At 61.1% G+C, this 23,516-nt stretch carries 25 protein-coding genes; 17 read left to right on the forward strand and 8 right to left on the reverse strand.

Translation table 11 applies throughout. From position 1 onward, the window contains the following. The 5 genes from Q0O05_RS06000 to Q0O05_RS06020 form a co-directional block, all read left to right on the forward strand. Positions 1–1,343, forward strand: a 1,343-nt coding sequence (locus tag Q0O05_RS06000) for a cytochrome c oxidase subunit 1 (RefSeq protein ID WP_293661232.1), incomplete at its 5' end; no start/stop codon positions are given. Then, positions 1,343–1,456 carry a cytochrome oxidase small assembly protein gene (locus tag Q0O05_RS06005; RefSeq protein ID WP_293661234.1) on the forward strand — a complete coding sequence of 38 codons (114 nt, stop codon included), beginning with the start codon at positions 1,343–1,345 and terminating at the stop codon, positions 1,454–1,456. The genes Q0O05_RS06000 and Q0O05_RS06005, both read left to right, overlap by 1 nt. Before the next feature lie 3 nt (positions 1,457–1,459). Beyond that, positions 1,460–2,056, forward strand: a complete 597-nt coding sequence (locus tag Q0O05_RS06010) for a cytochrome c oxidase assembly protein (RefSeq protein WP_293661236.1) — start codon at positions 1,460–1,462, stop codon at positions 2,054–2,056. Continuing rightward, entirely contained in the window at positions 2,056–2,262 is a 207-nt protein-coding gene (locus Q0O05_RS06015; protein WP_293661238.1) for a DUF2970 domain-containing protein, read from the forward strand. The genes Q0O05_RS06010 and Q0O05_RS06015 overlap by 1 nt, the downstream gene beginning before the upstream one ends. Before the next feature lie 50 nt (positions 2,263–2,312). After that, positions 2,313–3,194 carry a cytochrome c oxidase subunit 3 gene (locus Q0O05_RS06020; RefSeq protein ID WP_293661240.1) on the forward strand — a complete coding sequence of 294 codons (882 nt, stop codon included), beginning with the start codon at positions 2,313–2,315 and terminating at the stop codon, positions 3,192–3,194. A 71-nt stretch (positions 3,195–3,265) separates the two neighbouring features. Here Q0O05_RS06020 and Q0O05_RS06025 read toward each other — a convergent pair whose 3' ends face one another. Further along, positions 3,266–3,487, reverse strand: a complete 222-nt coding sequence (locus Q0O05_RS06025; protein WP_293661242.1) for a DUF2909 domain-containing protein — start codon at positions 3,485–3,487, stop codon at positions 3,266–3,268. Positions 3,488–3,502: 15 nt separating this feature from the next. Between Q0O05_RS06025 and Q0O05_RS06030 the strand changes: the two genes are divergently transcribed. The 5 genes from Q0O05_RS06030 to Q0O05_RS06050 are packed head-to-tail and all read left to right on the forward strand — an operon-like array spanning position 3,503 to position 7,589. After that, positions 3,503–4,240 carry an SURF1 family protein gene (locus Q0O05_RS06030; protein ID WP_293661243.1) on the forward strand — a complete coding sequence of 246 codons (738 nt, stop codon included), beginning with the start codon at positions 3,503–3,505 and terminating at the stop codon, positions 4,238–4,240. Between the two features lie 31 nt (positions 4,241–4,271). After that, entirely contained in the window at positions 4,272–4,925 is a 654-nt protein-coding gene (locus Q0O05_RS06035; protein ID WP_366519042.1) for a hypothetical protein, read from the forward strand. 12 nt (positions 4,926–4,937) lie between these two features. Next, positions 4,938–6,068 (forward strand): COX15/CtaA family protein, encoded by a 1,131-nt coding sequence (locus Q0O05_RS06040; RefSeq protein ID WP_293661247.1) that lies wholly within the window; start codon positions 4,938–4,940, stop codon positions 6,066–6,068. Positions 6,069–6,090: 22 nt separating this feature from the next. Beyond that, complete coding sequence (gene cyoE, locus Q0O05_RS06045; protein ID WP_293661249.1) at positions 6,091–6,987, forward strand: heme o synthase; 897 nt, start codon at positions 6,091–6,093, stop codon at positions 6,985–6,987. Beyond that, entirely contained in the window at positions 6,984–7,589 is a 606-nt protein-coding gene (locus Q0O05_RS06050) for an SCO family protein (protein WP_293661250.1), read from the forward strand. Before cyoE ends, Q0O05_RS06050 begins: the two co-directional genes overlap by 4 nt. A gap of 19 nt (positions 7,590–7,608) precedes the next feature. Here Q0O05_RS06050 and rpoH read toward each other — a convergent pair whose 3' ends face one another. After that, positions 7,609–8,550 carry an RNA polymerase sigma factor RpoH gene (gene rpoH / locus Q0O05_RS06055; protein WP_293661252.1) on the reverse strand — a complete coding sequence of 314 codons (942 nt, stop codon included), beginning with the start codon at positions 8,548–8,550 and terminating at the stop codon, positions 7,609–7,611. 120 nt (positions 8,551–8,670) lie between these two features. Beyond that, on the reverse strand, positions 8,671–10,350 hold the full coding sequence (locus tag Q0O05_RS06060; protein ID WP_293661254.1) for an AMP-binding protein: 1,680 nt from the start codon (positions 10,348–10,350) through the stop codon (positions 8,671–8,673). A 182-nt stretch (positions 10,351–10,532) separates the two neighbouring features. On the opposite strand from Q0O05_RS06060, the gene Q0O05_RS06065 reads away from it, so the two are divergent. The 5 genes from Q0O05_RS06065 (at position 10,533) to Q0O05_RS06085 (ending at position 15,132) form a co-directional block, all read left to right on the forward strand. Next, complete coding sequence (locus Q0O05_RS06065; RefSeq protein ID WP_293661256.1) at positions 10,533–11,105, forward strand: isochorismatase family protein; 573 nt, start codon at positions 10,533–10,535, stop codon at positions 11,103–11,105. A gap of 36 nt (positions 11,106–11,141) precedes the next feature. Continuing rightward, positions 11,142–12,137 (forward strand): helix-turn-helix domain-containing protein, encoded by a 996-nt coding sequence (locus tag Q0O05_RS06070; protein ID WP_293661258.1) that lies wholly within the window; start codon positions 11,142–11,144, stop codon positions 12,135–12,137. 63 nt (positions 12,138–12,200) lie between these two features. After that, a complete protein-coding gene (locus Q0O05_RS06075) occupies positions 12,201–13,370 on the forward strand; it encodes an ATP-binding protein (protein ID WP_293661260.1) in 1,170 nt (389 codons plus the stop codon). Next, the gene (locus Q0O05_RS06080) at positions 13,367–14,599 is read left to right on the forward strand and encodes a multidrug effflux MFS transporter (protein WP_293661262.1); all 1,233 of its coding nucleotides are present in this window, start codon (positions 13,367–13,369) and stop codon (positions 14,597–14,599) included. Before Q0O05_RS06075 ends, Q0O05_RS06080 begins: the two co-directional genes overlap by 4 nt. 38 nt (positions 14,600–14,637) lie before the next feature. Then, positions 14,638–15,132, forward strand: a complete 495-nt coding sequence (locus Q0O05_RS06085) for a C40 family peptidase (RefSeq protein ID WP_293661274.1) — start codon at positions 14,638–14,640, stop codon at positions 15,130–15,132. Positions 15,133–15,185: 53 nt separating this feature from the next. Here the strand turns inward: Q0O05_RS06085 and Q0O05_RS06090 are convergent, their stop codons facing one another. From Q0O05_RS06090 to Q0O05_RS06110, 5 genes are read right to left on the reverse strand one after another with little or no spacing between them, the layout of a single operon-like run. Further along, positions 15,186–16,313: a TIGR03364 family FAD-dependent oxidoreductase gene (locus tag Q0O05_RS06090; protein WP_293661264.1), complete on the reverse strand. Its 1,128-nt coding sequence runs from the start codon at positions 16,311–16,313 to the stop codon at positions 15,186–15,188. A gap of 7 nt (positions 16,314–16,320) precedes the next feature. Beyond that, positions 16,321–17,142, reverse strand: a complete 822-nt coding sequence (phnX, locus tag Q0O05_RS06095; RefSeq protein ID WP_293661266.1) for a phosphonoacetaldehyde hydrolase — start codon at positions 17,140–17,142, stop codon at positions 16,321–16,323. A gap of 28 nt (positions 17,143–17,170) precedes the next feature. Beyond that, positions 17,171–18,874: a putative 2-aminoethylphosphonate ABC transporter permease subunit gene (locus Q0O05_RS06100; RefSeq protein WP_293661268.1), complete on the reverse strand. Its 1,704-nt coding sequence runs from the start codon at positions 18,872–18,874 to the stop codon at positions 17,171–17,173. Next, positions 18,871–19,938 (reverse strand): putative 2-aminoethylphosphonate ABC transporter ATP-binding protein, encoded by a 1,068-nt coding sequence (locus tag Q0O05_RS06105; RefSeq protein WP_293661270.1) that lies wholly within the window; start codon positions 19,936–19,938, stop codon positions 18,871–18,873. Before Q0O05_RS06105 ends, Q0O05_RS06100 begins: the two co-directional genes overlap by 4 nt. A gap of 31 nt (positions 19,939–19,969) precedes the next feature. Continuing rightward, on the reverse strand, positions 19,970–21,001 hold the full coding sequence (locus Q0O05_RS06110; RefSeq protein ID WP_293661271.1) for a putative 2-aminoethylphosphonate ABC transporter substrate-binding protein: 1,032 nt from the start codon (positions 20,999–21,001) through the stop codon (positions 19,970–19,972). A gap of 208 nt (positions 21,002–21,209) precedes the next feature. Here Q0O05_RS06110 and Q0O05_RS06115 point away from each other — a divergent pair, with 208 nt between their 5' ends. Together Q0O05_RS06115 and Q0O05_RS06120 are read left to right on the forward strand one after the other, a co-directional pair. Continuing rightward, positions 21,210–21,914, forward strand: a complete 705-nt coding sequence (locus Q0O05_RS06115) for an FCD domain-containing protein (RefSeq protein ID WP_293661272.1) — start codon at positions 21,210–21,212, stop codon at positions 21,912–21,914. Next, the gene (locus tag Q0O05_RS06120) at positions 21,904–23,253 is read left to right on the forward strand and encodes an aspartate aminotransferase family protein (protein ID WP_293661273.1); all 1,350 of its coding nucleotides are present in this window, start codon (positions 21,904–21,906) and stop codon (positions 23,251–23,253) included. Before Q0O05_RS06115 ends, Q0O05_RS06120 begins: the two co-directional genes overlap by 11 nt. Positions 23,254–23,516 lie beyond the last annotated feature (263 nt).

The raw sequence follows: 23,516 nt of genomic DNA on the forward strand, positions 1-23,516 counted from the left end.
GCTTCGTTGGCTTTGCGAACTGGATGATCCCTTTGCAAATCGGCGCCTCGGACATGGCTTTCGCTCGGATGAATAACTTCAGCTTCTGGCTGATGATTCCCGCGGCCCTCATGCTCGTGTCGTCCTTTTTTATGCCAGGTGGAGCGCCTGCTGCGGGGTGGACTCTTTATGCGCCTCTCACCCTTCAAATGGGCCCATCGATGGACGCAGGTATCTTCGCGCTGCACATTCTTGGTGCCTCATCGATCATGGGCTCCATCAACATCATCGTCACTATTTTGAACATGCGCGCTCCTGGCATGACTTTGATGAAGATGCCCATGTTTTGCTGGACTTGGCTGATCACCGCGTACTTGTTGATTGCGGTCATGCCCGTGCTGGCAGGTGCCATCACCATGACATTGACTGACCGTCACTTTGGCACCAGCTTCTTCAACCCTGCTGGCGGTGGCGACCCTGTGATGTACCAACACATTTTCTGGTTCTTTGGACATCCAGAGGTGTACATCATGATCTTGCCGGCCTTCGGTATCGTCAGCCAGATTGTTCCCGCATTTGCTCGTAAGAAGCTGTTCGGCTACTCCTCCATGGTCTACGCCACTTCATCTATCGCCATCCTGTCTTTTATTGTGTGGGCTCACCACATGTTCACGACAGGTATGCCGGTGACGGGCCAGCTCTTCTTTATGTACGCCACCATGTTGATTGCAGTTCCCACCGCTGTGAAAATCTTCAACTGGATCGCCACCATGTGGCAAGGCTCCATGACTTTTGAGACCCCCATGCTGTTCGCCGTGGGATTCATCTTCGTCTTTACTATGGGCGGGTTTACTGGCCTTATCTTGGCCATGGCCCCGATCGACATCCAATTGCAAGACACTTATTACGTGGTGGCCCACTTCCACTATGTGCTGGTAGCTGGGTCTCTGTATGCAATGTTTGCCGGCTTCTACTACTGGGCCCCTAAGTGGACTGGTGTGATGATCCCTGAGTGGAAAGGCCGTTTGCACTTCTGGTGGTCACTGATCTCGTTCAACGTGACCTTCTTCCCCATGCACTTCTTGGGATTGGCCGGTATGCCCCGTCGCTATGCCGATTACCCAATGCAGTTCGCAGACTTCAACGTTGTCGCGTCTATCGGAGCCTTCGCTTTCGGTCTCGCGCAGGTATATTTCTTCTTCGGTGTTGTTTTGCCAGCCATGATGGGCAAGGGCGAAAAAGCTCCGCAGAAGCCTTGGGAAGGTGCTGAAGGCTTGGAGTGGGAAGTTCCGTCTCCCGCGCCTTTCCATACCTTCGAAAATCCGCCTAAGTTAGACGTTACCGCCACCAAGGTGATTGGCTAATGGGAAGCCCTGACCAAAAAAAAGCGAACCTGCGCCTGGGGCTGATCCTGGCCTCTGTCGCAGCGGTTTTTTTTGCCGGATTCATGTTCAAAATGATTCTGCTTGGGAGGTGAAGCGTGGCGTCCACTAGCGCAAATAGCAAAATGCTTGGCAAGTTGGCCGTGGTGACGGTTGCCATGTTCGCCTTTGGATATGTGTTGGTGCCGCTCTATCAGGCGATTTGTGAGATGACCGGCATTAATGTGCTCGCCCTTGGGGAGCAAATGCTTTCCGGGCAAAAGGCGGCACCAAGCAACTCGCAGATAGACACCAGTCGGACAATTACTGTGGAGTTTGATGCCAACTCCCGTGGCCCTTGGCAGTTCAAGCCGGCTCAGAGGTCTCTCACCGTTCACCCAGGCGAAATGACCACGGTGGTTTACGAGTTTCAAAATGTGCAGAACAGACGTATGTCCGCTCAGGCAATTCCGAGTTATGCGCCTATGCAGGCCTCGGGGCATTTCAATAAGTTGGAGTGCTTTTGCTTCACCCAGTACACCCTGGAACCCGGCGAGAAGAAGTCGTGGCCGGTAGTGTTTGTGATTGACCCGAAATTGTCGAAAGATGTTTCTACGATAACGCTGTCATACACATTCTTTGAGGTCGGTGGCAAGACGCCAGCAGCTCCGGTAGCCAGTCTGAAGCCGGACTTAAAGCTGGGTGCGGGCTCGTGATGTCACAAGAGATTAAAAAGAAGTCCTCTTTTTTGCGCAGTATCAAAGTGGTGGCTTGGTCCTTCATCGGAATTCGCAGTAGTTCCGGGTACCGCGACGATCTAGCCAAGGTAAATCCCCTGCACGTTGTGCTTGTTGGCATTGCTGGTGCCTTGTTACTGATTGTGGGATTGATGGGTTTGGTGGGATGGGTTGTCGGCAGCTGACAGCGATACGCGCCAGCAGGTAGATGAATTAGTGAAGAAATGGAGCAGACATGAGTTCAACAGCACACGGCACTACGCCTTATTACTTCGTTCCCGGTCCCTCGCGGCACCCGGTTATGGCGTCTGCCGGTTTGTTTCTGGTTATCCTCGGCGCGGGTCAATGGATCAATGGTTCGGAGTGGGGCAAGTACTCCTTGATGTTGGGTTTGGTTTGGTGGCTCTTTGTCTTGTACCAGTGGTTCCGTGACGCGGTCGCTGAAAGCGAAGGCGGGCTGTATGGGCGAAAAATCGATATCTCTTACCGTTGGAGCATGAGCTGGTTCATCTTCTCGGAAGTAATGTTCTTTGGTGCGTTCTTCACCGCGCTTTGGTGGGCACGTTCGCACTCGGTGCCGGAACTTGGGAGCCTTGAAAACGCGCTCCTTTGGCCTGACTTCAAAGCGGTTTGGCCTAGCATGGCTGCGGGTGCCACTGCATCGCCAGGCGGAATTGTCGAGCCCTTCACCACCATGGGACCCTTTTGGTTGCCCACCATCAACACCGCGCTGTTGTTGACATCTGGCGTGACTTTGACCATCGCTCACCATGCATTGATTGAAGGACAACGTACCAAAACCATCGCTTTCATGTGGGCTACCGTGCTGTTGGGCGTTGTCTTCCTTTTTGTGCAGGGATATGAGTATTACCACGCTTACACAGCCTACAACCTGAAGCTCAACTCCGGCGTGTTTGGATCGACCTTCTACATGTTGACCGGTTTCCATGGTTTCCACGTTTTTGTTGGTATGTTGATGTTGCTATTTATCACCTTGCGTCTCCAAAAGGGCCACTTCACTCCGCAGCGACACTTCGGCTTCGAAGGCGCGGCTTGGTATTGGCACTTTGTTGACGTGGTTTGGTTGGGCTTGTACGTGTTGGTTTACTGGTTCTGATGCGTCGCAAGACGCAAAAAAAGGGCACCCTCGGGTGCCCTTTTTATTGGTTTAAGTGGCTGCTTTATTGCTCAGCGTCCCTGTGGAATTCCAGTGGGGGAAATGTATCCCAGCTTCCAAGCCAGCAGAATGCAAAAGAACAGAAATATGGACACCCCGACCCGTAGGCCCAATGCCCTCGCCATGCCTTTCGCCTTAGCGTCTTGCGACGTGCCCCCACGCAGCATGAAAAACAAGGCGGCTGCCAAGCTGCCCAAAATTAGAATGAAAGCAAATATTACAAAATATGTCATAGAGGGGATTATCCGGTGAACCCGCGCGTGCTCTTGTTGCTGGTCCCGATATCCGCCGTGCTGGCTGTGGCTCTGACCGTGTCACTCGGGTTTTGGCAGCTACGCCGTGCAGCCCAAAAGGAAAATATTGCCCAAGCGATGCAGGCCGGCGAAAAGCAGGCGGGCATTAGGTCAGCAGAGCTTGCTGGTGGCCGCGTAGCAGAGAAGTGGTTGCATCATCCGGTAGAGCTCAGCGGCAAATGGGTCTCGCAGCACACGGTGTTTCTTGACAACCGCCAGATGCAGGCCAAGGTTGGCTTCTTCGTACTGACACCTCTGCGGGTATCGGGCACGAACGAGGTGGTCCTGGTGCAGCGCGGCTGGGTGCCGCGGAATTTTCTGGACCGCACTCAATTACCTGCGGTGGAGACCCCAGCGGGAGAGGTTAACCTGCGCGGGCGAATCGCCTTGCCGCCTTCAAAGCTTTATGACTTGGGCGGCGCAACAACTGGGCCTATCCGTCAAAATCTGGACATGCAAGCGTTCAGACTGGAAAGTGGTTTGCCCATACACACAGATTTCTCAGTCCTCCAAGTCGGACAGGCCTCAGAGGGATTACTGCGGGACTGGCCGCTCATCAAATTGGGTATCGAAAAACATTACGGCTACGCCTTTCAGTGGTTTGCCCTGTCGGCATTGATCGCCGGATTGTTTGTCTGGTTCCGCTTGCGTTCGCACTTCGTTTCATCCAAGAGGGAATCATCCAATGTCTAGCGCGCCCCGGCACCAAGACCAACCATTGGCCATGACCGTGCACACGATGCCCGTGCCGTCGGGCGAACTGCAGAGCGCTGTGGTCAATACCCGCGCGGGCCGTTGGCGGATGCTTTTTTTGATGCTGGTGTGCGCCGCGCCTGTGTTGGCCTCCTACTTCACCTATTACGTCATCCGCCCGGAAGGCCGGCAAAACTTCGGTACCTTGATAGAGCCGCAGCGTCCATTGCCTTCCATCGCAGGGCAGGATTTGAAGGGGGCGCCGGTGGTCCTGAGTGCCTTGAAAGGCCAATGGTTGTTTGTGAGCGTGTCGGGCGGTGCCTGCGACGCTGCCTGCCAGAGCCACTTGTACATTCAGCGGCAACTGCGCGAAGGGCTCGGTAAGGAAAAAGACCGCCTGGACTGGGTTTGGCTGATCAATGACGCAGCTCCGGTTCCGAATGAAATTGGGCCCGCGCTTGAAGGTGCTACCGTGGTGCGCGTGCCAGCTGCTGAGCTCGCGCAGTGGTTGCAGCCGCAACCCGGGAACTTGTTGCAGGAGCACCTGTACCTGGTGGATCCCCTGGGGAACTGGATGATGCGTTTTCCTGCTGGCCTGAATGGCGAAACCGCGGCTCAGGTAAAGCGCGACTTGAACCGGCTGATGCGTGCCGCCCAGTTCTGGGACCGTGCGGGTCGGGATTAGGGCCGGGAAACAATGATGCAAGTTGACCTTTACGACCTCTCCCCCCTGTGGAATCTGCTGCTGATCGGGGCATTGCTCGCGGCCCTTCCGGCGTTGTGGGTCTACCTACGCAAAGGGCGCGGCACACCTGTGAGCCGCTACCAGGCCTTGGTAGTGATGACCTTATTTCTGACCTTCGACCTCGTGCTGTTCGGCGCCTTTACCCGCTTAACCGACAGCGGACTTGGCTGCCCGGACTGGCCCGGGTGCTACGGCAATGCCAGTCCACTGGGCGCTGTGCATGAAATCTCCAGTGCGCAAGCCGCATTGCCCAGCGGCCCGGTGACCCACAGCAAGGCCTGGATTGAGATGGTGCACCGCTACATGGCTACCGCGGTCGGTGCGCTAATTAGCGTCATGACAGTCTGGGCCTGGCGTATGCGGTCACAGTCGGCCCGTAGTGCGCCCAACCCCTGGTGGCCCACGGCAACCTTGGTGTGGGTGTGCGTGCAAGGGGCCTTCGGCGCGCTGACCGTCACCATGAAGCTCTTTCCTGCCATCGTGACTCTGCATTTGCTGGGGGGCTATGCCTTACTTGCGCTCTTGATGGTCCAGGCGGTTGGTAGCCCGTCAACGAGAGCGCAGGGCCGGGCCGAATTTGAACCCGCGCCGCGCTGGATTCAAGGCTTTGCATGGGCGGCGCTTGCGCTGCTGGTGCTGCAAGCGGCTTCGGGAGCCTGGGTCAGCACCAACTACGCGGTGCTCGCCTGCGCCGAGTTCCCCGGCTGCCAGGGCCAGATGTGGCCACCCATGGACTGGTCCGCGGCACTTGAAATATGGCGCCCGCTGGGATTAACGGCTGCAGGGGAGCACCTCAGTTTTCAGGCTTTAACCGCGATCCATGTGGGGCACCGGATGCTCGCATTGGTCACAGTAACCGTCCTTGGCGCCTTGGCGTGGGTCTTGTGTCGGCACGCGGCTTTCAAAAAGGCGGCGCAGTATCTGGTGGGCTTGCTAGCTTTGCAGTTGGTGACGGGCCTGAGTAATGTCGTACTCGGCTGGCCCCTGTTGGCAGCGGTAATGCACACCGGAGGCGCCGGCGCACTGGTCATGGTTCTAGTGTGGGTGCTTGTGACTTCGCGGGCTGTGGGCCGAAGCTACTGACAGTGCACAATCCAAGACACCTATGACCGTCCAAGAAGCCGCCTCCAAGCACTCGGTGCTGGCCCAGTTCCACGCGTTGACCAAACCGCGGGTGATCCAGTTGATTGTTTTTTGCGCACTCATCGGCATGGTCTTGGCCGTGCCAGGCGCGCCGTCGGGGGCCCAGGTGTGGTTGGCTGCGGTCGCGTGCGCGGGTATTTACCTGGTTGCGGGTGCGGCAGCGGCCTTTAATTGCATCGTCGAAAAGGGCATTGATGCCAAGATGCGCCGTACCGCCTGGCGGCCCACCGCACGGGGCGAGCTCAGTGATGTGCAAACACTGCTGTTCTCTGCGGTGTTGTGTGTAGCGGGCTCGGCGATTCTGTACTTGTGGGTGAACCCGCTCACCATGTGGCTGACTTTCGCCACCTTCGTGGGCTACGCGGTCATTTACACCGTCATCCTCAAACCGCTGACACCGCAGAACATTGTCATTGGCGGCGCGTCTGGCGCTATGCCGCCGGTGCTGGGCTGGGCGGCCATGACCGGCGACGTGGGGCCGGAGGCATTGATTCTTTTCTTGATCATCTTTTTGTGGACCCCGCCGCACTTCTGGGCGCTGGCCCTCTACCGGGTGGAGGACTACCGCAAGTCCGGACTGCCGATGCTGCCGGTGACGCACGGAAGCGAATTCACCCGTTTGCAAATCCTGCTCTACACCTTCATGTTGCTGGCGGCCTGCATGTTGCCTTTTGTCTATGGAATGAGCCACTGGCTGTATCTGGTGGTGGCGGTAGGGCTGAGTCTTGGTTTTTGCTGGTATGCGGTGCGCCTCTTGCGCAACTACTCGGACGAACTCGCGCGCGCCACCTTCCGGTTTTCGCTGATTCACCTTAGCGTGCTGTTTGCTGCACTTCTGCTGGATCATTACATCCTATGAATAAACGAATTGCTATATATTTCATAGCTGCTTGCGCAATAACGGCGGGGGCTGGTGGTGTTTTGACCGCTTGTTCTGAGGACCGCCCTTCGTTTTCCTCGGTGGATGTGACCGGAGCCAACTACGCCAAAGATCTTGCCATGACCGACCATCACGGCAACGCGCGCCGGGTGTCTGACTTCAAGGGCAAGGTGGTGGTGGTGTTCTTTGGCTACACCCAATGCCCCGATGTCTGCCCCGCCTCCATGGCGGAGCTGGCAGAGGTCAAAAAGGCGCTGGGCGCCGATGGTGACAAACTGCAGGGCATATTTGTCACAGTGGACCCCGAACGCGACACACCCGAGGTGCTCAAGGGCTACATGGAAAACTTCGATCCGAGCTTTATCGCGCTCTACACCACGCCAGAGAAGCTGGCCGAAGTCGCCAAAGATTTCAAGATGTATTACAAGCGGGTCGAGGGCAAAACGCCCACCAGCTACACCATGGACCACTCCGCAGGCAGCTACATCTACGACACCAAAGGCAATTTGCGCCTGTTTACCCGCTATGGGAGTGGCGCCAAAGTCATCACGTCGGACATCAAGCAGCTGCTGAAATCCTGATGCTCAAAGGCAGCGCGCCTTAGGCGTAAGCGGCGAGAGCCACCTTCATCTTCTTCATGGCGGCCACCTCAATCTGTCGAATGCGCTCGGCGCTCACGCCGTACTCAGCCGCCAAATCATGCAGCGTCATGCCGCCGGAGTTGTCGTCATTCACCTTGAGCCAGCGCTCTTCCACAATGCGGCGGCTGCGTTCGTCCAAGCTGGCCAATGCGGTAGCAATTCCGTCAGTGGCTAGCAGGTCGCGCTGGCGCGCTTCCAGCATCGCTGCAGGCTCGTGCTTGGTGTCGGTCAAATAAGAAATAGGGCCGAAGGCGTCCTCGCCATCGTCGGAGGGGCTGGGGTCTAACAGCACATCGCCCCCGGCCAGCCGCGCTTCCATTTCCAGCACCTCTTCGGGCTTGACCTTCAGCTCGCGCGCCATGGTCTTAACCTGTTCAGGGTTGAGTGTCTCGCGGTGGGTGCCGAGGTCGGCGGCCGCATCTTCGCCTTTAAAGCGCTGCTTCATCGAACGCAGGTTGAAAAACAATTTGCGCTGGGCCTTGGTGGTGGCGACCTTCACCATGCGCCAGTTCTTGAGGATGTATTCGTGGATTTCGGCCTTGATCCAGTGCAAGGCGTAGCTCACCAGGCGCACGCCCTGTTCGGGGTCAAAGCGCTTGACCGCCTTCATAAGGCCCACATTACCCTCTTGAATCAGGTCGCCGTGTGGTAAGCCATACCCCAAATACTGACGCGCCACGGACACGACGAGACGCAAGTGAGACAGTACTAACTTACCGGCAGCTTCAAGGTCGTTGTCATTCTTGAACTTGCGGGCGTATTCCTGCTCCTCTTCTAAGGTCAGCATGGGCAGGCGGTTGGCGGCAGAAATATAGGCGTCCAGGTTGCCCAGCGGCGGCACCAGGGACCACGGATTGGCCGAGGCCAGGGCGGTTTTGGGAGCGGCGATCAGTGCAGACATGTAGAAACTCCTTGCGTTCAGGCTTTATATTAGCACTCGCCTACGATGAGTGCTAATGAATAAGCCCAAAGACTACAAGGGTGGTGCAGGGTGCTAAACCCGCCCCGACTGCGGTCCGGCTCAGGCCCAGTGAACGGCCTGTGGCTTGGCGTACCAGCTGTCCAGATGCGGCTCCACAGCCGCCTCAATGCGGGAGCGCTTGATTTTCATGGTTGGTGTGAGCATGCCGTTGTCAATCGTCCAGGGCTCCGGCGCCACAACCAGCATCTGCAGGCGCTCATATTCAGCCAGCTCGGTGTTTACATCGGTAAGCAGCTTTTCCAATTCAGCCTGCACTTCAGCCCTGAAGGCGGGGTCGCCCAACCTGGGGCGGACGGTTTCCGCCAGCACTACCAAGGCGTAGGCGGATGAACGGCCAACGCCTGAGACCATGCTGGTTTCGATGCGGGGGCAGGCGTTGATGCGGTTCTCAATCGGCGCGGGCGCGACGTATTTGCCCTTGGAGGTCTTGAACAACTCTTTGACGCGGCCGGTGAGTTTGAGCAGGCCGTCGGCACGGCGCTCGCCCTGATCGCCGGTGCGGAAAAAACCGTCTTCGGTGAAGGCCTCTGCGTCCAGGTCCGGCCGCTTGTAGTAGCCCACGAACTGCCCGGGCGACTTGATCAACACCTCTCCCTCCTCGCTGATGCGCACTTCCACCCCGGCAAGCGGCACGCCCACGCAACCCGGTGCATTGATCTGCGCGGTGGAGTTGTGCGAATAGGCAAAGTCTTCGGTCATGGCGTAACCCTCGATCAGGTTCAGACCCAGCCGGCGGTACCAGAGGATGAGTTCGCCTGGAATGGGCGCCGAGCCGCTGCCGGCCAGCACGGTGTTATCCAGCCCCAGGCCTTTGAGAACCTTGCGTCCGACCAACTTACCCAACAACGGGATGGACAAAAGACGCTCCAGCTTGCGCGCCGGCATTTTGGCGAACACGCCCTGCTGAAACTTGAGCCACAGCCGCGGCACCGAAATAAAGGTGATCGGTCGGGCGCGGTGCAGATCCTGAATGAAGGTGTCCAGTGACTCGGCGAAGTACAGGTGCGTGTTTCCGTTGATGAGCGACGCCGACTCCACCCACGCGCGCTCAAACACATGGGCCAGCGGCAGATAAGACAGCATGCGGTTGCGCGTCCCCGCACCGATACGGCGGTTGGTGTCGGTGTTGATGCCCACAGCTGCGGCGGTAATGCGCTCAAAGCTGTGCATCACCCCCTTGGGCTGGCCGGTGGAGCCGGAGGTGTACATCAGCATGGCGATGTCGGCGCCGCTGCGATGCGGGGTTCCTGTGAGCGGCGGGGTGCGTGCGGTGATGGCGTCCCACGACGCGTAATCATTGGTGGGCGCCAAGGGGAAGGCAATCAGCGGCAGCCCCTGCGGGAAGCCTTCGCGCTGTTGGTCGAGGCCGTCGAGCTTGCCGACAAACAATAGGCTGGCCTCGCTGTGCTCCAGCACATAACGCACGGTGCTGGCTGTTTCGGTGGGGAAGATGGCCACGGTGGTGCAGCCTGCCATCCAGATGGCCAGCTCGGCCATGATGAAGTGCGCGCAGTTCTTGGACAAAATCGCCACCTTCGCGCCTGGCCCGAGGTTCTGGTCTTGCAGGTAGGTCGCCATGCGACGCGCCTGGTCCAATGTCTGGCGCCAAGTGTAGTCCACAACCACACCGCCGCCCACCGGTTGCGACAGGAAGACCTGCTCGCCCAGCGCGGTTTCGTGGCGGTAAACGTAGTCCAATATCAAAGCGGGCTGGGTCATGTTTGTCTCCTCTTTGGGGGTGTTTTCGCCATTGTGTGTGCTGGCGGGCGCAAAAGCATCGTTTATCAAGTCGAGGAATTAGGAAGATGGCGCTTTGTGTCCCATAGTTGGCCAAATTTCTCATTCATCGCCCGTCGATTAAGGGATAGCATAAAGACCTAAATTCAAAAAAGTGTCTTTTTATGTCCTCGGTATCTTCCCTGAAAACAGCGCTCCTCGTCATTGATGTGCAGGAGTCCTTCCTCCACACGCCTTATTGGCAGTACGGAAATCCTGCGCCTTTTCAGGCGGCGCTGTTGCGTCTACAGGCCGGCTGCCGTGCTGCCGGCGTGCCTGTGGTGCACATCTTTCATGTTGACGACGACCTGCCGTTTCGCGAATCCTCGGGGCTGGTGCGGCCGATGTCGTGGCTGCCGGCGCAGGCGGATGCCAGCTTCTGCAAGCACACCCACAACGCCTTCACCGACACCGGACTCGACCTTTGGCTCCGCCGCCAAGGGGTGGGGCGCATCATCGTGAGCGGAATTCGCACCGAGCAATGCTGCGAGACCACCACCCGTGTGGGGGCTGACATCGGCTATGCGGTGGATTTTGTCTCCGAGGCTACGCTGACATTTCCCATGACGCACCAAGCGAGCGGCCGCACATTCAGCGCCGAAGACATCACCCTGCGCACCGAGCTGGTGCTGCAGGGGCGCTTTGCCCGCATCGTGGATGTGGACACTTGCCTGGCAGAGCTTCCTTCAACCGCCTGATCGGCCCGGCTTGACAAAACGCTCAGCGATCACTGCATGGTTCACGTCTATTTCGTCATAACGCCCGGCGTTCTGCTGCTGGATTACGCCGGCCCCGCCGAAGCGTTTCGAATGGCGCAGGACATGGGCGCTGCGTTTGCATTGCATGCCTGCGGCCCTCAAAGTCGGGTGCAGAGTTCTCTGGGTACGGTGTTGGATGGGCTCGAGCCTTTGCCGGACCTTGTACCCCGCGACAGCGTGGTGCTGGTGACCGGTAATCGCGATGCGGCGCAGGACTATGCGTCAGTCGACGCTCTTACCGTCGTCGTATGGCTGCGTCAGTTGCTCGCTTTGCCGGCTACAGGGTTGCGGGCAGGCAGCATCTGCTCGGGCGCATTGTTGCTGGCGCAGGCCGGCTGGCTGGACGGGCGGCACTGCACCACCCACCACAGCCTGATCGCCGACTTGCAGGCGTTGGCCCCGCGCGCTGTGGTCCATGCGGACCGAATCTTTGTGGTGGACGGTGCGGTGATGACCAGCGCCGGCGTGAGCACCGGTATCGACCTTGCGCTCCACCTCATTGAGCAGTTGGCTACCCCCGAGCTTGCTGCCCGCGTTGCACGCCAGTTGGTTCTTTACCAGCGCCGTGGTACGCATGAACCGCAAACCTCGCCCTGGCTGGCGCACCGTAACCACATGCACCCCGCGGTTCACCGCGCACAAGACGCCGTGACCGGTGCGCCGCAACGCAGCTGGACTTTGTCAGAGTTGGCGCATGTAGCCTGTGTGAGCCCCCGCCACCTGAGCCGGCTTTTTGCGCAGCACACCGGCATCAGCCTGGTCACTTACCAGCAGCAGCTCCGCATTGCCCACGCCAAAGTGCTGCTCGCGCAACAAGGGTGGCCGGTTGAGAGGGTCGCCGAGGCCTGCGGATTTGGCTCTGCCCGCGACCTACGCCGCGTCTGGCGCCAGTATGAATCCGGCTCGCCCGCGAATGCGCGCGCCGGGCGCGCTGTACATAACCCGCGCGCTGAGCCTTCCGGCGCCACATAACGCAATCTGCCCGCGTCGGCAGTACAATTTGCAAAACGAAACTTCAACTTTCGATTTGTATAAATGATCCCCCGCGCTGCTTCTGCCACCTTGCAAAGATTGGCCAAGGGCTTCCCCATCTTGGCATTGACCGGCCCGCGCCAATCCGGCAAGACGACGCTGGCCAAGTCGGTGTTCCCCCACAAGCCCTATGTCTCGCTGGAAAACCCCGACGAGCGGGAGTTCGCCGAGCGCGATCCGCGCGGGTTCCTTGCACGCTTCGATGCGGGCGCCATCCTCGATGAGGTACAGCGTTGCCCTGCGCTGCTGTCCTGGTTGCAGGGTGTGGTGGATGCGCGCGGCGTGATGGGCGACTTTGTGCTCACCGGGTCTGCGCAATTGGAGTTAATTGCCGGGGTTACCCAGACGTTGGCCGGCCGGGTTGCCAGGGTAGAGCTCCTGGGCCTGTCCGCGCCTGAGTTGGTCGCTGCACAAAAACTCCCTGCCACGCTGGAGGAGATGCTGCTCCTCGGGAGTTACCCCGCCTTGTACGCCCGAGAGATTGCTTCTCACGACTGGTTCCCCAACTACGTCGCGACTTACCTGGAGCGCGATGTACGACAGCTCATTGCCGTGCGCGATTTGTCGCAGTTTCAGCGTTTCGTGCGTATGTGTGCGGCACGATCCGGGCAGCTGCTCAACCTTGCAGCGATGGGGGCCGACTGCGGAATCTCCGCGGTAACTGCGCGCGAGTGGCTCTCGGTGCTGGAGGCCAGTTATCTGGTGACCCGCCTTCATCCCTACCACCGTAATTTCGGCAAGCGCCTTGTCAAGACGCCCAAGTTGTATTTTCTGGATGTCGGGCTGATGGCGTGGCTCCTGGGAATCCGCGAGGCAGAAAGCATCCAGACGCACGCTGCGCGCGGGGCGCTGTTTGAAACGTATGTGGTGAGCGAATTCATCAAGCAGGGCTTTAACGCGGGTCAGCCTGCGCAGCTTTATTTCTGGCGGGACAGCGCAGGCCACGAAGTTGACCTGCTCTTTGAGACCCGCGAAGGGCTGCAGGCTGTAGAAATCAAATCCGGCGCAACTTTTGGCGCCGACTGGCCCGACGCCATTGCCAAATGGAAAAAATTTGCCCAGGACGAGGCCCGCTCGCCCATGCTGGTGTACGGCGGCGATGGGTCTTATGAGCGCCAAGGCTGCAGCGTGCGCGGCTGGCGCGCGCTGGCGGCGGAAATGGCAAGCCCATGAACCCCGACAGCCAACACCTCTGGCGCGCACCGCAATGGGCGTTTTCCATTCTGCTGGCCTTGCTCGGTATGCTGGGGCCGTTTTCGATTGACACCTACCTGCCGGCCTTCTCGGATATCGGCCAGTCCCTGGGCGCTAATCCGGTACAGATGCAGCAAACCCTGTCGGCGTACCTGTTCGGCTTTGCCTTCATGGCGCTTTTTCATGGGTCTTTATCTGACAGTCTGGGCCGCCGCCCTGTGGTGCTGTGGGGGCTGGCGGCCTTCACCGCAGCCTCCGTGGGGTGCGCGCTGTCGCAGACGATTGGGCAGCTCATCTTCTTTCGTGCCATGCAGGGCCTGTGCACCGGGGCTGGTATTGTGGTCTCCCGTGCGGTGATTCGCGATGTCTACCCCCAGGCGCAGGCGCAAAAGGTGATGAGCCAGGTCACCCTCATTTTTGGGGTCGCGCCCGCTATCGCGCCTTTGGTGGGGGGCTGGTTGCTCATCCATGTCAGCTGGCACGGCGTCTTCTGGTTTCTCGCAGCCGTTGGCCTGGCCCTGCTGATTGCAAACTACATGCTGTTGCCAGAGACCTTGCCACCGGCCCGCCGGCAGCACTTTCACGCCAAAAACCTTCTTGCCGGTTACTGGAAGTTAGGCTCTGACCCCCGCTTCTTCCTCCTGGCGCTGGCCAGCGGCATACCGTTTAACGGCATGTTTTTGTATGTACTCAGCGCACCGGTATTTTTGGGCGAGCATCTGGGCCTGCTACCGCAGCATTTCTTCTGGTTTTTCATTCTCACCATCAGCGGCATCATGGGCGGGGCCTTTCTCAGCGGCCGGGTGGCCGGCAAAATCAGCCCCAAGCGCCAGATACGCGACGGCTTTGTGATCATGCTGGTCATCGGCGTACTCAACCTGCTGGCCAATGTGGTGTTGACCCCGCATGTGAGCTGGGCGATGTTCCCGATTGCGATTTTCTCGTTCGGCTGGGCTCTGATGATGCCGGTGGTGACCCTCTTGGTCCTGGACCTGCACCCCGAGCGCCGCGGCATGGCGTCTAGCTTGCAGATGTTTGTGGGCTCTAGCGCCAACGGCATCGTGGCCGGGGTTATCTCTCCTTTGGTCATGCACTCCACCATCGGACTGGCGACCGCATCGTTGCTGATGATGGGCGTGGGCCTGTGCGCCTGGCTGTTTATCCGCAGCCGCTGGCCTGAGATCGGGCAACGTGTGCAGGAGGTGTGATGCGGCCCGGTGGCCTATGCCTAGGTGTCTTGGTGGCGCTGCTTCTGGCCGGCTGCTCCGGCGCCCCGAGGGCGCCCGCTCCGGTGGCGGCAGTACCCACAAGCCCGTCTGCACCTTCTGCGCCTTCCATCACCACCGCGCCCGTGGCAGGACGGTTAACGCACGCGCAGGCCAACGACGTGACCCTCACGGCCATCGGCCTGGTGGGCACGCCTTACCGTTACGGCGGCAATACGCCCGACAGCGGTTTCGATTGCAGTGGCCTCATTGGCTATGTGTACAAAGAGCGCGCCGCCTTGGTCGCCCCCCGCACCACCGCCGGCCTTATGGACTGGGGCAGCAGTATTGCGCCGGCTGATTTGCGCTCGGGCGATGTGGTGGTCTTTGTGCAAAACGGTCGTGCCACCCATGCCGGCATTTTTGTGGGCGAGGGGCGCTTTGTGCATGCGCCATCCACCGGCGGTACGGTGCGGCTGGACCATTTGAAAACGCCTTATTGGGCGCGGCAGCAGGTGATTTACCGCCGACCTTGAGTCCAATTAGACCGAGGCTGGCGCGTTCTCAGCGGGGGTGTTGCAAAGAGGCGTTAAGCGCTTGCCATGGCCATGGCCAACAGCTCTTCGGCAAACGCAAAAGAGGTCGATGCGCCGGTGCCGCCGGTCACTATGCCCAGCACCACCCCCGGCGCCACCTGCGCCTTGTAGACCACGCCAGCCGCCGACGCGTAGGTGCCTGTCCAGCGTTCGCTCACCGTGGCGTCTTGCAGCTTGAGCACGCGTTGCATTTCCTGCAGGATGAGCACATCTGTGCGCTCGCTGGCAAATGGCGCCTCGCTGTTGCCGTACACATGGCTGTCGCCCACCACCAGCGTTCCGTCGGTGCTTTGCACCGCAATCAGGTGAATGCCTTGCTCCAGCCATTCAGCCTGTTCGCGCTCCAGTACCTGCCTCAGCGGCGCAGATTCGGGCAAATCGGCATAGCCCTCGTAGCGCACAAGGCTCAGGTCCGACATCACCGAGCCCGGCAGCGTCACAGCGCTGGCCGGCTGCACGCGCAGCATTTGGAGGGTGCACATGCGGATACCTGCCGCGGCAATCGCTTCGGGGTACAAAACGCTGAGTTCGTGACCCGGACACACAATGCAGCGCTCAGCGTGCAGGGTGCCGCGGCTGGTGTGTACCTTGGGCGCGGCTATGCCGTGCACCGCGGTGTTCCAGAAGAAGTCCACACCCAGGCTGTGCTCCAGCCAGCGGCTAAGCTGGGGAATGGCGTCGCGCGATTCCACGCGCCGCTCATGCGGGCTGTAGAGCACGCCCAATCCGTCTTGCAGAGCGGGAAAGTCTTTTCTCGCCTCGGCCATGCTCATCAGGCGGCAGCCTTCGCCCATCTCGGTTTGCAAAAAGGCATCTATTACCGCCATGGCCTCGGGGCGCTGGGCCAGCACATACAGGCCCTGGTGCACCACCTGAATGCCGGCCTGTGGCGCCACCTCTTCCCACACATTGCGGGTGCGCAGGGCGCGTGCCCAGTGCTCCCCGCGGCGCTGGCCGGTGACGGTGACGAACCCAAAGTTGCGCACTGAAGCACCCACGCAGCGCGCATGGCGCTCCACCACCGCGACTTTCAGGCCCGCCCGGTAGGCGGCATAGGCACTGGCCAAACCGATGATTCCGCTACCCACTACCACCAGGTCGTACTGCATATTGGCTTGCATAGCCGGTTTAAATCGCGCTCGGGCTTTCGCCACGGGCCACCCGCGCCTGAATCTCAGGCAACAGCGCGGGCAGCTCCGCCACGGTGTCAATCACGAAATGAGCGCCCGCCGCCTTGAGCTCTGTGCTCACGCGTTCGCGCACGGCTTGCAGCTGTTCGGGCGGCAGGCTGCGGAACTCTTCCAGCGTGATGCCGGCGGGGCTGCCGGAGAGCGCCAGCCCTACGGTCCACATGCCGGCGCTCACGCCTTCGGCGATGCCCGGGGCGGTGTCGTCCACCTTCACGCACAGTCGCACTGCATTGATTTTGAGCTGCTGCACGCAATCCAGCGCCATCCAAGGGCCGGGGCGCGCGCCGGCTGCCAGATCGTCTGCGCAGACCACGCAGTCGGGCGCGTAGCCCTTGGCAGCGGCCAGCGGGATGAGCGTTTCCATGACCGCCCGAGGGTAGCCGGTGGTGGATCCGATCTTGAATCCACTTTGGCGCAGCTGTTGCACCACCTCCAGCGCCCCGGGGATCAGGTCGCTGTGCAGGCCCACGCGCTCTTGCTGCAGCGGGATGAAGGTCTCATAAATGTGCCGAACCTCGGTCTCGCCCATGGGACGACCGAACTGCGCCACCCAGCGGGCCCGCACTTCGGGGTGCTGCCCCAGGGCTTCAATGTGCTGCCATTTGCCTAGGCCCATGGGGCCGCGTGCTTCGGCCAGGCTCAAGTCGAACGCAAAGGCGGTGCGAAAGGCGTCCACAAAGATTTGCGTGGGCGCGAAGGAGCCGAAATCCACGATGGTGCCGGCCCAGTCAAAAATGACGGCTTCGAGTGGTTGTTGCATGGTGCGCTCTCCAGAAAAAAGGGAATCACTAGCGCCGCAGCGTGCGCCAAGCCTGCTGTTTGCGCAGAAAGAAATGGCTCAACACCGAGTGCAGCAGGCTGTAGAGGGCGGTGGTCGCCACAATCAGACTGGCCATGGCGGCGGCAGGCCCGAGTTCGCCGGCTTCGTCCAGATTCAGGATAGAGACAGAAGCCGGCATGGTATCGGGCGAATACAAGAACACCACCGCCGAAACGGTGGTCATCGCATTGATGAACAGATAGCGGAATATCTCCAGCACCGCGGGCATGCACACCGGCAGCGTCACCCGCCAGAACGTGACCAGCCGCGAGACCTTGAGCGAAGCCCCGACCGCCTCAAACTCTTTGTCCAAGCTTTTGAGTGAGGTGATGGCGGTGAGGTGGCAGGAAGTGTAGAAGTGCACCACGTTGACCAGCACCAAAATAGTGAGCGTCTGGTACAGCCCGTTGAGCGGGTTGTCCGGGTGGTTGAAAAAAAGGATGTAGCCAATACCCAGTACCAGACCGGGAACCCCCATTGGCACCGAGGCCAGGCCCTGAATCAGGCTGTGCAGCAGCGACTGCGGTTTGCCGGTTTTCTCCAGCAAATAAGCTGCACCAAACACAAAGGGCGCACCACAAATCGCCGTCCATGCCGCCATGCGCACGCTGTTGATGTAGGCGTTCAGCACGCCGGCCTCCTGCAGCCCGTAGGTGTAATGGTTCAGGCTGAGTTCCAGGTTGTAGGGCCAGAAGGTGATGAACGAGGTGTACACCGCCATGCCCAGCACGGCCAGCATGGCGCCAGCGGTCAACACCGTCCAGGCCAAGAGCGGCAGGTCGCGCCGCCAGTCACTACGCGGCAGGTAGGGCACCGCGCGCGCGGTGAGGGTGGCCTTTTGCTTCTTCTGCATCTGACGGTCCACCAGAAAGGCCAGCACCACCGGAATGAGCAAGAGCAACGCCACGACCGCACCGCGGCCGAAGTTCTGCTGCCCTACCGCCTGTACATAAATCTCTACCGCCAGCACCTTGAAGTTGCCGCCAATCACCTTCGGGATGCCGAACTCACTCACCGAATAGGCAAACACCACCATGGCCGCGCTGACCAGCCCGTACTTGGCCGCCGGCAATGTCACCGTGCAGAACTTGCGCCAGCGGCTCGCGCCCAGGGCATCTGCGGCCTCGTAGAGCCGGGCGTCCATGGTGCCGAGCGCCACCATCAGAATCATCAGCGCGTGCGGGAAGCTGGCAAACACGGTGCCAAGAATGATGCCCGGCGCGCCATACACGCTCACGCCCCCCAGCCATGCCTTGAGAACGCCCTGCGTGCCGAACCATTGAATGAGCGCAATCGCACCGATCAGCGAAGGCCCGAGAAGGGGCGACAGGCCCAGGGTGCGCCACAGCCCCTTGAGCGGAATGCACGAGCGTTGCAGTGCATAGGCATACAAAAACGCAGCCGGCACCACCAAAAAAGTCACCGTCAGGGCCACCCACAGCGTGTTCCACACCGCCTCGCCCATGCCGGGCGCGGTTGCAAATGCGTGAAAGCGGGCCAGGCTGAACTGCCCCGATTCGTCGAGCACGCTGCGCAGCAGCAGGGTGCCCAGCGGCAGCAGCAAAAACAGGCAGAGCGCCAGCGCTGCCAGCACCAGCAGGGCGGTGGGGCCTGCCTCGCCGCTTTGACGGCGTGCCGTGGCTACGCGCTCGCCCTTACGCCCGCAGTTCATGCGGCATCCGGCATCAGGCACAGGCTGGCCGCTGGGATGGCGATCCGCACATGGCTATCGACCGCGAGGCTGCGCCCGGCCAGATAGTTGCTGGAAAACTGGGCCTGCAGGGGCGGCAGGCTGTGGTGCGCGGGCGCCAGCGTGACCAGCGTATAGGCGCCCAGAAATTCGCTCTTGATGATGCGTGCATAGAGGCTGTTGTCTTGCGCCTCTGCGCCGTCCAGCAGCTGCACATCTTCCGGCCGCACGTTGAAGCGGTAGCTTTTTCCGGTCTCCAGCGCCTGCGCGCTGTGCAGCATCAGACCCCCGTAATCGGCCTGGTGGGGGGCTATTGCCCGTGCGGTAATCAGGTTGCTGCGGCCGATGAAGTCGGCCACAAAATCATTGCCCGGCGCGCGGTAAATCGCATGCGGCGTGCCGATCTGCTGGATGCGGCCGCTGCGCATGACGACGACGCGGTCGGCCATGGCCAGCGCCTCTTCCTGGTCGTGGGTCACCATGATGGTGGTAACACCCAGGGCTTGCTGCAGCTGGCGGATTTCGGAGCGCAGGCGCACCCGCTCAATCGCGTCCAGCGCCGACAAAGGTTCATCGAGCAGCAAAAGGTCGGGCCGCGTGGCCAGCGCGCGCGCTAAGGCAATGCGCTGCTGCTGCCCGCCCGAGAGTTGGGACGGGAACTTGTTTTCAGTGCCCGGCAGACCGACCAGGGCCAGCATCTCGTCCACCCGCTGGCGGAAGGCGTCGCGCCCAGCCTTGCGGCTGTTAAGTCCGTAGGCCACGTTCTGGCCGACGTTGAGGTTGGGAAATAGTGCGTACGACTGAAACACGATGCCGTAGTCGCGCTGGCCCGGTGGCAGTGCCGAGATGTCGCGACCGGCATGAGAAATGGTGCCGCTGTCTTGTTGTTCGAGTCCGGCAATGGTGCGCAGCAAGGTGGTCTTGCCGCAGCCCGAAGGCCCCAGCAGCACCACGAACTCGCCCTTTGCCACCGTGAGCTCAATATCCGCCAGCGCTGTGAACTGGCCGAATTGCTTGTTCAGGCTGTGGATATGCAGGTGTGACATGGGCGAATTCCGGTGCTGCGGGCGCGGGCGCTTACCGGCGTGGCTCGGACTTGGCGGAGTAGCGTTGTTGCCATTCGGCCAAAATCGCGTCGCGGTTCTCGCCCATCCATTTGAAGTCGTTTTTCACCAGACGTTTTTCGTAGTCGTTGGGGACGTACTTCAGGCGGGTGGTGATGCCGGGGATGGCAACGATTGCAAAATTCTTGGCATACAGCTCGTTGGCTTCGCGGGTGGATGCCCAGTCAGCCAGCTTGCGCGCGGCGTCCATGTTGGGCGTGCCCTTGACGATGGCCATGGATTCAAGATCCCAGCCCAAGCCTTCTTGCGGGAACAGCACGTCAATCGGGGCGCCCCTGGTGCGCAACACGTTGGCGCGGTATTCAAACGCAATGCCCACCGGGAACTCGCCGGCAGCCGCCATCACGCAGGGCTTGGAGCCGGAGTGGGTGTAGACCGCGATGTTCTCGTGCAGCTTGTCCATGTAGTCCCAGCCGCCCTTGGTGCCGAACATTTGCAGCCAGGCGGTCACGTCCAGAAAGCCGGTGCCCGAGGAGTTGGGGTTAGGCATCACGATCTTGCCCTTGAATTCGGGCTTGAGCAGGTCTTTCCAGCTCTCGATGCGGGGCAGGCCTTGCTTGGTGGCTTCGATCACGTTGTAGCAAATGGCGGCGCCCCACACGTTCATACCGACCCAGGTGGGCTTGGCGCTGCCGGAGGTGAAGCGGGGGTTGATCGCCTTCAGGTTGGCAGGCGCGTAGGGCTCGAGCATGTTGTTGCGGTCAAACACCACCATGCTGGAAGCGGCCACACCCATGATGGCATCGGCCACGGGCTTGTTCTTTTCGGCCAGCAGCTTGGCGGTCACGATGCCGGTGGAGTCGCGGGTCCATTTGATTTCCACATCGGGGTAGGACTTGTTGAAGGACTCCTGGTAGGCCTTGAGCTGGTCGGTTTCCAGCGCGGTATAGACGTTCAGGACGGTTTTTTGTGCATGGGCAGGCAACACGGCTACGGCTGCCAGCAGGCTGCCGAGCAAAGTCAGTTTGATCTGATGAAGGGTCATGTGGGCTCCTGGGAGTGGTCTGAGGGGTATGGACGCAGGGCCGGGCGCCAGCGTGGAGCGTGCGCGCGTCGACCGCTACGGCACGGAGCTTAGGCGGGCTTTGTGTCATATTGTTGACAATCTACAATTTGGATTTTGTCCCTATAATCCGCCCAAATTTCTGCCTGCGCCCCACATCCCTGCCACCCCGTCACCAGTTCGCCCTTCCATGTCCACCCTTCTCAGCCCCCCTGCCGGCTCCGCCCTGGCCCTGGTGCAGAGCACCTCGCTGACCCGCCTGGTGGTGGAGTCGATTGAGGACATGGTGTTGGCCGGCGAGCTGCCGCCGGGCACCAAGCTCAACGAAATTGCGCTGGCCCAGCGGTTTGGCATCTCGCGCGGGCCGCTGCGCGAGGCCTTTCGCTCGCTGGAGGAGTCGGGGCTGATTCACCAGGAAAAAAACCGCGGTGCCTGGGTGCGCGAAATCAAGCTCTCGGAGGCGGCAGATATTTACGACGTCCGTGCCGGGCTGGACGCCTGCGCCGGCCGCCTGCTGGCCGCGCGCATCACGCCCGAGCAATTGCGCACCCTGCGCGAGATGACCGAGGCCATGCGCTGCGTGCAGCCCGACGATGTGGCCCGCTTCCATGAGTTGAACCTGAGTTTTCACGACTGCATCGTGGCTATGAGCGGCAACGCGGTGCTGAGCGCGCATTACCGCAAGTTGTGCAAGCTGCTGGTGCTGTTTCGCCGCCGCAATCTGCAAACGCCGATGGCGATTCCGCGTTTTGCCGAGGAGCACAGCGCCATCGTCGACCTGCTGGAGGCGCGCGACGCGCCGGGCGTGGCTGAGGCCTTGTTTGCCCACGCACAAGGCGGGCGGCTTCGCATGCTGCGGGACGGCGAACTCACAGGCGGCGCCGATGCTGCCTAAATCCCCGCACCACAAGGCCGCCTCCGCCGACCACAGCGAGGGCGACGTCAACCTCGGCCAGCGCCGCACCGACTGGCAGGCCCAGCACATCGACCCCGCCACACGCGCCTTGCTCGATGAAGACGCCCGCTGGTTTTTGCACCAGTCCATGTCCACCCCCTGCCTGAATGCGCTGCAGGGTGCGCAAGGCGCTTGGCTTACCGACACCGCCGGCCGCCGGATTCTCGACTTCCATGGCAACAGCCTGCACCAGATCGGCTACGGCCACCCCGCCGTGCTGGCGGCCATGCGCGAGACCCTGGACACGCTGCCCTTCAGCCCGCGCCGCTACACCAACCGCCCAGCGGTGGACCTGGCGCGCCGGCTCTGCCAGGCCGCCCCCATGCAGGGCGCGCGCCTGCTGTTTGCGCCGGGCGGCACCGCGGCCATCGGCATGGCGCTCAAGCTGGCGCGGCTGGCTGCCGGCCGCTTCAAAACCATTTCCATGTGGGACGCCTTTCACGGTGCCTCGCTGGACGCCATATCGGTAGGCGGCGAGGCGGTGTTCCGCCGCGGCATCGGCCCTTTGCTGCCCGGCAGCGAGCATGTGCCGCCCTGCGACCCGGGGCACTGCGTATTCGGCTGCGGCGGCAGCTGCGCGCTGCGCTGTGTGGATTACATCGACTACTGCCTGCACAAAGAGGGTGACGTGGCGGCCGTCATCGTCGAGACGGTGCGCTGCACCGACGTGCAGGTGCCGCCTGCCGACTACTACCGCCGCCTGCGCCAGATCTGCGACCGCCACGGCGCGCTGCTCATCCTGGACGAAATCCCCATCGCGCTGGGGCGCACCGGCCACCTGTTTTCGGTGGAGCGCTACGGCATCGAACCCGACATGATCGTCATCGGCAAGGGCCTGGGAGGTGGCAGCATGCCGCTGGCCGCGCTGATTGCCCGCGAGGGCCTGAATGTGGGGCCGCACATCTCGCTGGGCCACTACACCCACGAAAAAAATCCGCTCGCCTGCGCCGCCGGGCTGGCCGTGCTTGATGTGATTGAGCAGGAAGGCCTGCTGGCGCGCAGCCGTCGTTTGGGCGACGAAGTGCTGATGCGCCTGCGCGCGCGCGCCGCCGGCATGGCGGCGGTCAAAGAGGTGCGCGGCGCGGGGTTGCTGATCGGCATCGAGCTGCACGCCCCCGAGCTGGCCGAGGCGGTGCTCTACCGCTGCCTGAGCGCGGGCCTGTCCTTCAAGGTCGGGCAGGGCAATGTGCTGGTGCTCGCCCCGCCACTCAATGTGGACGAGGCCGACCTCTTCTGGGCGCTGGACTGCGTGGCCGGGGCGATTGCACAGGGGCTCTGAGGTCGGCGGCCGGGCCCTGCCAGCCTGCCAACCCTGCTCTTGATTTTGATAGCAGAGGTGTTTTGCATATACTGGTTATAAATACAGTTTCATACGAAACCCCTTGCCATGACTAGCGCTGCGCGCGCCCCCCACCTTTTTGCTGATGCCGGCCCGAGCCCGCAGGACATCCACGCCGGTGTCTGGCATGCGCACGCGCTGGCCAGCCCGGTGCAGGCGGTGCAGGCCAGCGGCGACGCGCTCCTGGACGCGCAGTTGCCCGG

This window comes from Rhodoferax sp. OV413 (genome assembly GCF_945881795.1).
In the GTDB taxonomy this organism is placed as follows: Bacteria; Pseudomonadota; Gammaproteobacteria; order Burkholderiales; family Burkholderiaceae_C; genus Allorhodoferax.

Excerpts from the sequence above, each read along its gene's own strand:
- Q0O05_RS06005 (WP_293661234.1), top strand. The coding sequence starts at position 1,343 with ATGGGAAGCCCTGACCAAAAAAAAGCGAACCTGCGCCTGGGGCTGATC.
- Q0O05_RS06050 (WP_293661250.1), top strand. The coding sequence starts at position 6,984 with ATGAATAAACGAATTGCTATATATTTCATAGCTGCTTGCGCAATAACG.
- Q0O05_RS06025 (WP_293661242.1), bottom strand. The coding sequence starts at position 3,487 with ATGACATATTTTGTAATATTTGCTTTCATTCTAATTTTGGGCAGCTTG.
- Q0O05_RS06105 (WP_293661270.1), bottom strand. The coding sequence starts at position 19,938 with ATGTCACACCTGCATATCCACAGCCTGAACAAGCAATTCGGCCAGTTC.
- Q0O05_RS06100 (WP_293661268.1), bottom strand. The coding sequence starts at position 18,874 with ATGAACTGCGGGCGTAAGGGCGAGCGCGTAGCCACGGCACGCCGTCAA.
- Q0O05_RS06020 (WP_293661240.1), top strand. The coding sequence starts at position 2,313 with ATGAGTTCAACAGCACACGGCACTACGCCTTATTACTTCGTTCCCGGT.
- Q0O05_RS06035 (WP_366519042.1), top strand. The coding sequence starts at position 4,272 with ATGACCGTGCACACGATGCCCGTGCCGTCGGGCGAACTGCAGAGCGCT.
- Q0O05_RS06090 (WP_293661264.1), bottom strand. The coding sequence starts at position 16,313 with ATGCAAGCCAATATGCAGTACGACCTGGTGGTAGTGGGTAGCGGAATC.
- Q0O05_RS06060 (WP_293661254.1), bottom strand. The coding sequence starts at position 10,350 with ATGACCCAGCCCGCTTTGATATTGGACTACGTTTACCGCCACGAAACC.
- Q0O05_RS06015 (WP_293661238.1), top strand. The coding sequence starts at position 2,056 with ATGTCACAAGAGATTAAAAAGAAGTCCTCTTTTTTGCGCAGTATCAAA.
- Q0O05_RS06040 (WP_293661247.1), top strand. The coding sequence starts at position 4,938 with ATGATGCAAGTTGACCTTTACGACCTCTCCCCCCTGTGGAATCTGCTG.
- Q0O05_RS06080 (WP_293661262.1), top strand. The coding sequence starts at position 13,367 with ATGAACCCCGACAGCCAACACCTCTGGCGCGCACCGCAATGGGCGTTT.
- cyoE (WP_293661249.1), top strand. The coding sequence starts at position 6,091 with ATGACCGTCCAAGAAGCCGCCTCCAAGCACTCGGTGCTGGCCCAGTTC.
- phnX (WP_293661266.1), bottom strand. The coding sequence starts at position 17,142 with ATGCAACAACCACTCGAAGCCGTCATTTTTGACTGGGCCGGCACCATC.
- Q0O05_RS06070 (WP_293661258.1), top strand. The coding sequence starts at position 11,142 with ATGGTTCACGTCTATTTCGTCATAACGCCCGGCGTTCTGCTGCTGGAT.
- rpoH (WP_293661252.1), bottom strand. The coding sequence starts at position 8,550 with ATGTCTGCACTGATCGCCGCTCCCAAAACCGCCCTGGCCTCGGCCAAT.
- Q0O05_RS06065 (WP_293661256.1), top strand. The coding sequence starts at position 10,533 with ATGTCCTCGGTATCTTCCCTGAAAACAGCGCTCCTCGTCATTGATGTG.
- Q0O05_RS06120 (WP_293661273.1), top strand. The coding sequence starts at position 21,904 with ATGCTGCCTAAATCCCCGCACCACAAGGCCGCCTCCGCCGACCACAGC.
- Q0O05_RS06075 (WP_293661260.1), top strand. The coding sequence starts at position 12,201 with ATGATCCCCCGCGCTGCTTCTGCCACCTTGCAAAGATTGGCCAAGGGC.
- Q0O05_RS06115 (WP_293661272.1), top strand. The coding sequence starts at position 21,210 with ATGTCCACCCTTCTCAGCCCCCCTGCCGGCTCCGCCCTGGCCCTGGTG.
- Q0O05_RS06110 (WP_293661271.1), bottom strand. The coding sequence starts at position 21,001 with ATGACCCTTCATCAGATCAAACTGACTTTGCTCGGCAGCCTGCTGGCA.